The sequence below is a fragment of the Spirillospora sp. NPDC029432 genome (assembly GCF_040703975.1).
In the GTDB taxonomy this organism is placed as follows: Bacteria; Actinomycetota; Actinomycetes; order Streptosporangiales; family Streptosporangiaceae; genus Spirillospora.
In genome coordinates this window covers 26,242-36,362 of record NZ_JBEZWH010000077.1, presented here as the reverse complement: position 1 = coordinate 36,362, position 10,121 = coordinate 26,242, and the positions used below count along the sequence as shown (strand labels likewise).

At 72.8% G+C, this 10,121-nt stretch carries 9 protein-coding genes and 1 pseudogene; 7 read left to right on the top strand and 3 right to left on the bottom strand.

Going from position 1 to position 10,121, the window contains the following annotated elements:
- Positions 1-374 (bottom strand): annotated as a pseudogene (locus tag AB0881_RS36120) (hypothetical protein); the annotation flags it as partial.
- 61 nt (positions 375-435) lie between these two features.
- Between AB0881_RS36120 and AB0881_RS36115 the strand changes: the two are divergent.
- The 6 genes from AB0881_RS36115 (at position 436) to AB0881_RS36090 (ending at position 6,328) form a co-directional block, all read left to right on the top strand.
- Positions 436-1,764, top strand: coding sequence for a glycosyltransferase 87 family protein (locus tag AB0881_RS36115; protein ID WP_366624514.1), 1,329 nt, complete (start codon positions 436-438; stop codon positions 1,762-1,764).
- Positions 1,764-2,222: a DUF4446 family protein gene (locus AB0881_RS36110; protein ID WP_366624516.1), complete on the top strand. Its 459-nt coding sequence runs from the start codon at positions 1,764-1,766 to the stop codon at positions 2,220-2,222. The genes AB0881_RS36115 and AB0881_RS36110 overlap by 1 nt, the downstream gene beginning before the upstream one ends.
- Before the next feature lie 112 nt (positions 2,223-2,334).
- Positions 2,335-3,264, top strand: a complete 930-nt coding sequence (pheA, locus tag AB0881_RS36105) for a prephenate dehydratase (protein WP_366624512.1) — start codon at positions 2,335-2,337, stop codon at positions 3,262-3,264.
- Positions 3,265-3,351: 87 nt separating this feature from the next.
- Positions 3,352-4,155 carry a class I SAM-dependent methyltransferase gene (locus tag AB0881_RS36100; protein ID WP_366624510.1) on the top strand — a complete coding sequence of 268 codons (804 nt, stop codon included), beginning with the start codon at positions 3,352-3,354 and terminating at the stop codon, positions 4,153-4,155.
- A gap of 56 nt (positions 4,156-4,211) precedes the next feature.
- Complete coding sequence (serS, locus tag AB0881_RS36095) at positions 4,212-5,462, top strand: serine--tRNA ligase (protein WP_366624508.1); 1,251 nt, start codon at positions 4,212-4,214, stop codon at positions 5,460-5,462.
- A gap of 62 nt (positions 5,463-5,524) precedes the next feature.
- Entirely contained in the window at positions 5,525-6,328 is an 804-nt protein-coding gene (locus tag AB0881_RS36090; RefSeq protein WP_366624506.1) for an HAD family hydrolase, read from the top strand.
- Here the strand turns inward: AB0881_RS36090 and AB0881_RS36085 are convergent.
- Together AB0881_RS36085 and AB0881_RS36080 are read right to left on the bottom strand one after the other, a co-directional pair.
- On the bottom strand, positions 6,319-6,855 hold the full coding sequence (locus tag AB0881_RS36085; RefSeq protein WP_366624504.1) for a bacterial proteasome activator family protein: 537 nt from the start codon (positions 6,853-6,855) through the stop codon (positions 6,319-6,321). The two genes, AB0881_RS36090 and AB0881_RS36085, sit on opposite strands and share 10 nt — an antisense overlap.
- A gap of 13 nt (positions 6,856-6,868) precedes the next feature.
- Positions 6,869-7,825: an NAD(P)H-quinone oxidoreductase gene (locus AB0881_RS36080; RefSeq protein WP_366624502.1), complete on the bottom strand. Its 957-nt coding sequence runs from the start codon at positions 7,823-7,825 to the stop codon at positions 6,869-6,871.
- A gap of 142 nt (positions 7,826-7,967) precedes the next feature.
- Between AB0881_RS36080 and AB0881_RS36075 the strand changes: the two genes are divergently transcribed.
- Positions 7,968-10,040: a MinD/ParA family protein gene (locus tag AB0881_RS36075; protein WP_366624500.1), complete on the top strand. Its 2,073-nt coding sequence runs from the start codon at positions 7,968-7,970 to the stop codon at positions 10,038-10,040.
- Positions 10,041-10,121 lie beyond the last annotated feature (81 nt).

The window sequence follows — 10,121 nt, the reverse complement described above, 5'->3', positions numbered from 1 at the left end:
CCTGGGCCAGGACGCGATCGGCGTGTACACGGAGCTGATCGAGGCATCGCACTACGGGCGCGACGACCTCGACCGCGTCGACCGGCCGACAGCGTCAGCCAGCCGTCGGTGGGGCAGGTGTTGACCTTGGTGGTGCGCACGCTGAGGCCGCCGCCGGCGCCCTGCCCGACGAGCCGCCACAGCGTCGGCGTCGCCTTCTCGCCGACGTCCTTCCACATGAGCCCCGGCACACCGATGAGCACGGTACGTCCGGAAGGCGCGGCGGAAGCGTCGGCGCGGGCCGGCTCGGCGGCCGCGACGCCGCCCGCGAACAGGGCGGTCACCAGCGTGGACACGGCGGCGAGGAACAAGCCGATCTTGAGCCCCCGCGCCATGGCGTCCAGGCTACAGGCCTCCGGAAGCGGGCAGTGGGGGACTTGGGCCAGGATGGGGGGCATGCGTGAAGGCAACGGGGTCCGCGAGGCGGGCGTGCGGAGGCGGGCACGGCCGCCGGAGCCGCTGATCCTGCTCGCCGGCGTCGCCGTCGCCGTGCTGACGGTCACGCCGATCATCGTGTGGTGGCTCACCAACCCGCCGGACCAGCGGCTGGTCGACCTGGAGGTCTACCGGGACGGCGGCCGCGCGATCCTGCGCGGGGCGCCGCTGTACGAGGTGCTCACCCAGCCGCCGCAGCTGCTCCCGTTCACGTACCCGCCGTTCGCCTCGCTGCTCGCGGTGCCGTTCACGGTGATCTCGTGGAAGGCGGCGCAGGGGCTGTGGATGGCGATGCTGTACGCGGCGCTGCTCGTCGTCGTCTGGTACTCGTTCCGCGACCTCATCCGCCGTACCGGCCGCTGGGCGCCGCTGACGATGGGGCTGCTGGTCGGCGCGACGGCCTGGATGATGCCGGTGTTCGACCAGGCGAGGTTCGGGCAGGTCGGGGTGCTGCTGATGGCGCTGTGCCTGGCGGACTGCGTGCCGGGCCGGACGTACTGGCCGCGCGGCCTGCTGGTCGGGCTCGCGGTGGCGATCAAGCTGGTGCCCGGCGTCTTCCTGATCTACTTCCTCGTCACCGGGCGGCGGGACGCGCTGTTCAACGCGGTCATGACGGCCGGGGCGGCGACGCTGGGCGCGTTCGCGCTGCTGCCCAGCGACTCGGTCGACTTCTGGTTCGGGGCGCTGCTGGAGGGCGGCGACCGTACCGGCGCCGTGAACGGCACCACGAACCAGGCGATCAACGGCATGGTCGCGCGGATCTACCTGCCCGACCCGTTCGGCTCGCTGGTGTGGCTGGTGCTGGCGGCGCTCATGGCGTACTTCGGGTTCCGGATGGCGCGGCGCGCGACGCTGCTCGGGGACGCGCTCGCGGGCGTCGAGGGGCGCGCCGTGGACGCGCACAGCCTCCGCCTCGGGGCCGTCGCGATCGTGGGCCTGCTCTCCGTACTGCTGTCCCCTGTGGGATGGATTCACCACCTTGTGTGGATGGTCCCGGTGCTCGGGGCTTTGGTGGGCGATGGGCGAGACACGCGAAGACGTCTGATCGCGGGCGTCGCCTGGGTCTGGTTCCTGTTCCCGCTGCCGTGGTGGGGCGCCAAGCTGATCAGTCTCCAGCAGGGGCTAATCACCAAGATTCCGGGCAAGATCGTGCAGGACGCGTTCGGACTGGCGGCCGTGGTGATGGTGGTGCTGCTGGGTCACTGGCTGGTCAAGCGCCTGCCACCGGCCGAGCCCGGTCTCGGAGATCCTTCGCACGGCCGTGCCGAGGTGGGTACGCTCGCCCCGTGATGCTTGTCGCGGTGGCCGTCGCCGGACTGGTGGCCGGGGTGGCCGGACTCTCCATCGCCGTGGTGGCCCACAACCGGGCCAACCAGGTCGTCGAGGAGTGCTCGGACGTCCTCAGGCGCCAGCTCCAGGCGCTCGGCGGGGGACCCGACCGCCACGCCCTGCGGGACCTGGCGATCGTGCACTACGACGCGCTCAAGGAGATGTCGGGGCACCGGTCGTTCTCCCTCGCCATGATCAACGCCAATGGCGACGGGGTGGTGGTCAGCTCGATCAACGGCCGTACCGAGACCCGGACGTACGCCAAGGCGGTCCGCGACGGCCACCCGGTCGAGCACCTCTCGCCCGAGGAGAACCAGGCCCTGCGCGCCGCCCGGCTGGGCAAGGGCCCGGTCGTCTCCATGGACGACCCGCTGCCCGACTTCGGAAGCGGGCCGCGCACGCCGTCCCCCACGCCCTGAGGACCGGACCCGGGCGGACCACACCGTAAACTCGGACCTCTCCACTCCATCCCTGCCACCTCTTCGTTTCCGCCGGGCCGTCCCGCCGCCGCGGCGGAGGAGCCGATCTTCCATGTCACAGCGATTCGCCTATCTCGGGCCGCAGGGCACCTTCACCGAGGCCGCGCTGCGCTCGATCCCGGCCGCCTACGACGCCGAGCACCTGCCGTACAGCACGGTCCCGGCCGCGCTGGACGCGCTGCGCCGGCACGACGTGGACGCCGCCGTCGTCGCCCTGGAGAACTCGGTCGAGGGCTCGGTCCCGACGACCCTGGACGAGCTGGCCACCGGCGAGCCCCTCCAGATCGTCGCCGAGGTCCACCTGCCGGTCTCGTTCGCCCTGCTCGTCCGCCCGGGCACCGCGCTGGCCGACATCAAGACCGTCGCCTCGCACCCGCACGCGCAGCCGCAGTGCCGCCGCTGGCTTGGCGAGCACGTCCCGGACGCCGAGTGGCGCGCCGCCACGTCCAACGCCGAGGCCGCCCAGCACGTCGCCGACGGCCACTACGACGCCGCCCTCGCCGGCGCGTTCGCCGCGTCCCGCTACGGCCTGTCGGTGCTGGCCGAGGACATCCACGACGTCGCCGACGCCGTCACCCGCTTCATCATGCTGCGCCGCCCCTGCCCGCCCCCGCCGCCGACGGGCATGGACCGCACGACCGTGGTCGCGTTCATCGGCGAGGACCACCCGGGCGCCCTGCTGGAGATCCTCCAGGAGTTCGCGATGCGCGGGATCAACCTGACCCTGATCCAGTCCCGCCCCACCGGCGCCGGCCTCGGCTCGTACCTGTTCTGGATGGACTTCGAGGGCCACGTCTCCGACGCCCGCGTCGGCGAGGCCCTGATGGGCCTGCGCCGCGTCTGCGCGGACGTCCGCTTCCTGGGCTCGTACACCCGCGCCGACCAGGTTCGCCCGGAGATCCGCCGCGGCACCCACGACGCCGACTTCACCGAGGCCGCCGCCTGGCTGGAGTCCGTCCGCTCGGGCCAGCCCCACGCGTGACCCGAACGTGATCACCCACCTATCTCGGCGTGCAGGGTCCCGGCGACAGCGTGGATGTCCAGTAGTCCGGCGTCTACGCTGCGGTGGATGACGACGTTCGACGAGTACGAGCGTGAGCTGTGGGCCGGGCGGGCCTCCGCGTACGACCGCGGGTTCGCCCGGCTCACCGCGTACACGGCACCGCTGCTGTGCGAGGCGGCCGGGGCCGGGCCCGGGACGCGGCTGCTGGACGTGGGGACGGGGCCGGGCGTCGTGGCCCGCGAGGCGGTACGGCGCGGCGCCGGGGTGTCGGCCGTGGACGCCGAACCGGGCATGGCCGAGACGGCGGCGCGGAACGTCCCCGGCCTGGACGTGCGGGTGGCCGTCCTGCCGGAGCTGCCGTTCGGGGACGGGGCGTTCGACGCCGTCACCGGCAACTTCGTGATCAACCATGTGGGGGATCCGGACGCGGCGCTGCGCGAGCTGCGGCGGGTGCTGCGGCCCGGCGGGCGGCTGGCGCTGACCTGCTGGGAGATGCCCGGCAGCGGCGCGCTGGCGATCGTCCGGGACGCGATCGAGGAGGCCGGTGTGGCGTGGCCGGACGACATCCCCGTGTCGCCGTTCATGGAGTACGGGGAGCGCGCGGCGTTCCTTGAGCTGGTGCGCGGCGCCGGGTTCGGGGACGCGGGCGTGGATGCGGTGACCTGGCGGCACGTCGTCGATCCGGAGGACTGGTGGGAGACCGGGGCGCTGTCCCGGGTCGGCAGCAACGGCGTGATCCTCTCCCGGCAGGATCCGGCCACGGTCGCGCGGGTCAAGACCGCCTACGACGCGATCATGACCCGGTACGCGGTGGACGGCGGCAATGTGTCGCTGCCCGCGCACGCCCTCCTGGCGCACGGTACGCGCTAGGGCGGGACCCCTCGCCGCGCGGCGAGGGGTCCCGCGGCGGCCGTAGCCTCGGGTCTGTGATCGACCTGCGAGCGCTTCGAGAGGATCCCGATCGGCTGCGCGCCTCCCAGCGCGCCCGCGGCGAGGACGAGACCGTCGTCGGCGCGCTGCTCGACCTGGACGAACGGCGGCGCGGAGCGCTGTCGTCGTTCGAGCGGCTGCGCGCGGAGCAGAAGGACCTCGGCAGGTCCGTCTCCAAGGCTCGGGGCGACGAGCGGGAGGAGCTGCTGGCCCGCGGCAGGGAGCTGGCCCGTCAGGTCAAGGAGGCTTCCGCGGAGGCCGACCGGCTCGGCGGCGAGCTGGACGCGCTGCTCAAGAGCGTGCCCAACGTCATCGAGGAGGGCACCCCGGAGGGCGGCGAGCAGGACTACGTCGTCCTGGAGCACGTCGGCGAGCCGCCGGAGTTCGACTTCGAGCCGAGGGACCACCTGGAGCTGGGCGAGGGCCTCGGCGCGATCGACATGGAGCGCGGCGCCAAGGTGTCCGGCGCGCGGTCCTACTACCTGACCGGGATCGGCGCGCGGCTCCAGTTCGCGCTGCTCAACCTGGCCATGGAGCAGGCGGTGGCGAACGGCTTCGTCCCGATGGTCCCGCCCGTCCTGGTCAAGCCGGACGCGATGGGCTTCCTGGGCGCGTACGCCGCGGACGCCTACCGGCTCCAGGAGGCCGACCTCTACCTGGCCGGCACGTCCGAGGTGCCGCTCGCCGCGTACCACATGAACGAGATCATCACCGATCTGCCGCGGCGGTACGTGGGCTGGTCGTCCTGCTTCCGGCGGGAGGCCGGCTCGTACGGCGAGGACACCCGCGGGCTCATCCGGGTGCACCAGTTCGACAAGGTCGAGATGTTCTCCTACTGCGACCCCGCCGACGCCCACCAAGAGCACCTGCGGCTGCTGGAGTGGGAGAAGGAGATGCTGGCCGAGGTCGAGCTGCCGTACCGCGTGATCGACGTGGCGGCCGGCGACCTCGGCCCGAGCGCGGCCCGCAAGTACGACTGCGAGGCGTGGGCGCCGACGCGGAACGGCTACCGTGAGCTGACCTCGACGTCCAACTGCACCGGGTTCCAGGCCCGCCGCCTGTCCGTACGGCACCGCGACGGGAGCGGCAAGAACCGGCCGGTCGCCACCCTCAACGGCACCCTGGCCACCACCCGCTGGATCGTGGCGATCCTGGAGAACCACCAGCAAGCGGACGGATCGGTGCGGGTGCCCGAGGCGCTGCGCAAGTACCTGGGCATGGCCGTCCTGGAGCCGGTCAAGCGCTGATCGTCGCCTATGGTGTGTTCCAGCGGCCGACGGACGGGTTTCGGCGGTGACTGGAAGGTGACATGTCGGACTTCACGCCTCGGCTGATCGCCACCGATCTGGACGGCACCATCGTGCGCTCCGACGGCACGGTCTCGGACCGTACCGTCGCCGCGCTCGCCCGCGTGGAACGCGCCGGAGCCACCCTCGTCATGGTCACCGGCCGGCCGCCGCGCTGGATGAAGGACATCGCCGCCGAGGTCGGCCACCACGGCGTCGCGATCTGCGCCAACGGCGCCGTGCTGTACGACCTGCACACCGAGACCGTCCTGCGCACCCACGAGATCGAGCCGCGGGTGATCGAGCAGGTCGTCCGCAAGCTCCGCGAGGCCGTACCGGAACTGCGGTTCGCCGTCGAGCACCCGGACGGCTTCTTCTTCGAGGCCAGCTACAACCTCGGCCGCTGGGACGCCCGCCGCTTCGGCGGCCAGGCCGTCGACGACGCGACGCTGTTCAGCAAGAGCGGCACCAAGCTGCTCGCCCTGCACCCGGCCGCCGACCCCGACTCCCTCGCCGCGCGGGCGATCGGCGCGGTCGGCGACCTGGTCACCGTCACCCACTCCTCCGGCCGCGGCCTCCTGGAGATGAGCGCCCAGGGCATCACCAAGGCCAGCGCGCTGGCCGAGTTCTGCAACGAGCAGGGGATCACCTCGGCCCAGGTGGCCGCGTTCGGCGACATGCCCAACGACCTCCCGATGCTCACCTGGGCCGGCACCTCCTACGGCGTCGCGAACGCCCATCCGGACGTCCTCGCCACCGTCACCCACACCACCGCGAGCAACGACGACGACGGCGTCGCCCAGATCCTGGAGAAGTACTACAGGTAGGGGCCCGAGGTGTGGCGGGGGCCGGGCTTCTCCTCCTCCGCGCCGGGCGGGACCATGCCGGCCGGCAGCGCGCGGCGCATCTGCTCCAGCTGGGCCCGCGCCGCCATCTGCTGCGCGAACAGCGTGGTCTGGATCCCGTGGAACAGGCCCTCCAGCCAGCCGACCAGCTGGGCCTGCGCGATCCGCAGCTCCGCCTCGCTCGGCACCGTGCCCTCGACGAACGGCAGCGACAGCCGCTCCAGCTCCTCGATCAGCTCCGGCGCCAGCCCGTCCTCCAGCTCCTTGATCGAGGACTGGTGGATCTCCCGCAGCCGGGCGCGGCTCGCCTCGTCCAGCGGCGCGGCCTTGACCTCTTCGAGCAGCTGCCGGATCATGCCGCCGATCCGCATCACCTTCGCCGGCTGCTCGACCATCTCGGTCACCGACTTCTCGCCGGACTCGTTCTCGCCGGCGCCCTCCATCGCGATCCCGTTCGGACCGACCACCAGGACCTGGGGCTCCTTGTCGTGCTCCGAAGGCTGGTTCATGATCACTCCCGTCTCACCCGCTCAGCAGAATCTTGCCGATGTGGCCGCTCGCCTCCAGCAGCCGATGCGCCTCGGCCGCCTCGGCCATGGGCAGCGTCCGATCGACGATAGGCCGGACGTCGCCCTTCGCCAGCAACGGCCACACATGTTCGCGCACCGATGCCACGATCGCGGCCTTCTCGTCCAACGGACGGGCCCGCAGAGAGGTGGCGTGGACGGCCGCCCTCTTGCGCAGCAGCGCGTTCAGGTCGAGCTCGGCCCGCGCCCCGCCCTGCAGCCCGATCACCATCAGCCGCCCGCCCGTGGCCAGCGACTCCACGTTCCGCGCCAGGTACTTGGCGCCCATGTTGTCCAGGATCACGTCGTACGGGCCGTACGCCACGAAGTCGTCCTCGCGGTAGTTGATCGCCGTCTCGGCGCCCAGCTCCCGGCAGCGCTCCGCCTTCTCCGCGGTGCCGACCGTGCACAGCACCCGCGCGCCGAACGCCCGCGCCAGCTGGATCGCCATTGTCCCGATGCCGCTGCTCCCACCGTGGACGAGGAACGTCTCGCCCGCCTTCAGCCCCCCGAGCTGAAACACGTTCGACCAGACCGTGCAGGCCACCTCGGGCAGCCCCGCGGCCTCGACGAGATCGACGCCCTCGGGCACGGGCAGCAGCTGGCCCGCCGGGATCGCCACCTTCTCGGCGTACCCGCCGCCGGCGAGCAGCGCGCACACCTCGTCCCCGACCCGCCACCCGCCGACGCCCTCGCCGAGCGCGACGATCCGTCCCGACACCTCCAGCCCCGGGTACGGGGACGCCCCCGGCGGCGGCTCGTAGAACCCGAGCCGCTGCATCACGTCCGCCCGGTTGACCGCGCTCGCGGCCACCTCGACCAGCACCTCGCCCGGCCCCGCCGCCGCGTCCGGCACCTCCGTCCACTCCAGGACGTCGGGGTCACCGGGCTCGCGGATAACGATCGCATGCATACAGATCACGCTACCGGGAGGTCAGGGGGGACATGGGAACTCACGGGTGATGCGTGGTATTGACGCACGGGTATCCTTCGGATGGGCCGACGCCTACCCGCTCCTGAACCCAACTTTAGAGGCGCGGCCGAGGGGAGAGACGGTGGCAAGGAACGATCACGACGGACGTTCCCTGGAGGAGCGTCTGGCGTCCCTGGACGCGATGAGCAGCGAGGCCACCGGGCCGACCGCTGTCCCGCCCGCGCCCAAGCCCGCCGCCGATCCCGAGAAGCCCGTGGACACCGGTGATTCCGGCGATCCCGGCGAGGGTGACCAGGCCGACGAGGAGTCCACGCTTGTGGAGCCGGGCGAGCAGACCCCCTCCTCCGAGGCGCCCTCCCCGCCTCCGGCGGAACCGGAGAATCCATGGCTCGCGCCGCCGCCCTTCCAGGACGGCCCGCCCGCCGAGGGCAGCGGCGTCCCCGGGCAGCCGCCGACGCCGCCGCCCGGGTTCCCGCCCGCGTACAACGACTTCAACGCCCCGCCGCCGTACGCCGCGCCTCCGCCCCCGTACGAGGGCAGCCCGATGCCGCAGCCGTTCGACGGCGGCATGCTGCCCCCGCCGTACGCCGGCAACTTCCAGCAGCCGGGCCAGCCGCCGCAGCCGCCGCAGCCGCCGAGCGAGGGCGGCGACATCGCGCCACCGCCGCCGAGCAACGGCCAGGGCTCCCCGCCCCTGGAACAGCTGCCCCCGTACCCGCCCGGCCAGCAGCCGCCGGCCCCGCAGTTCCCGTACGCGCCGGCGGAGGGCGACCAGCGGTTCCTCAACGCGCCGCCTGCCGAGGGCGCCCAGTACCCGTACACCCCCAACCAGCCGCCTCCGGTCCCGTACGACCCGAACCAGCCGCCCCCTCCCGGCGCGCCCCACGACGCCAACCGGCCACCCCTGCCCGGGGCACCGCTGGACCCGAACCAGCCCCCGCCGCCTGGCGCGCCGTACGACCCGAATCAGCCGCCCCCGCCTGGCGCGCCGTTCGACGCCAACCAGCCGCCGCCTGGCGCGCCGTACGACGCTAACCAGCCTCCGCCGCCGGGGGCGCCGTACGACCCGAATCAGCCGTCCCCGCCTGGGGCGCCGTACGACCCCAATCAGGCCATGCCGCCCGGTGGTGGGCCGTACCCCACGCAGGGGTACGGGCCTCCGATGCAGCCGCTGGGGGAGCAGCAGCACCTCATTCCGGGCATGCCGCCGCCCGGCGCGTATCCGCAGGAGCAGCAGGAGCCTCCGGAGCCGCAGACGGCCGAGAGCCTCAGTTCGGAGAACCTCCTCGGTGAGCGCCGCATCGCGCCGTCCGGCGGGTGGCGGCGGGCCGTCTACAAGGCGACCGCGGGGAGCGTCCATCCGGGCGAGTCCCAGGCCGAGATGCGCCGCAAGGACCTGGTCGCACGGGCGCGCCAGCCGGTCGGCGGCGGGCACCACCGGGTGGCCGTGATGTCGCTGAAGGGCGGTGTCGGCAAGACGACCACCACGACCGGGCTCGGCTCGATGCTCGCCTCGCTGCGCGGCGACCGGGTGATCGCGGTGGACGCCAACCCGGACCGCGGCACGCTGTCCGACAAGGTCAAGCTGGAGACCGCGGCGACGGTGCGCGACCTGCTCAACAACCGCGACAAGATCCACCGGTATGCCGACGTCCGCGGGTTCACCTCGCAGAACGGCGCGCGCCTGGAGGTCCTCGCGTCCGACCGCGACCCGGCGGTCAGCGAGGCGTTCAGCGCCGAGGACTACTCCGCCGTCGCGGTCGTCCTGGAGCAGTACTACTCGATCTGCATCACCGACTGCGGCACGGGCCTGCTGCACTCGGCGATGGCGGGCGTGCTGAGCCTGGCCGACCAGCTCGTCCTGGTCAGCTCGCCGTCCGTGGACGGCGCGCGGTCGGCCAGCGCGACGCTCGACTGGCTGGAGGCCCACGACCACGGCCACCTGGTACGGAACGGCGTCGTCGTGCTGTCGATGGTCCGCAACCGCACCCGCAGCCAGGTCGACCTGGACAAGCTCCAGGCCCACTTCGAGAGCCGCTGCCGGGCGGTCGTCCGCATCCCGTACGACGACCACCTGGAAGAGGGCGCGGAGGTCGAGCTGGAGGCGCTCGCCCCGCACACGCGCGAGGCGTACCTGAACCTCGCCGCCGTCGTGGGGGACGGCCTCGGCCACCAGCGCCGCCCGCACGAATGATCCTGCTGAGTGGGACGGCGTGATGCGTTCCGGCGGGGACGTGCTGCACATTCGTGAGCCAGCAGCGCGTCTCCGCAAAGG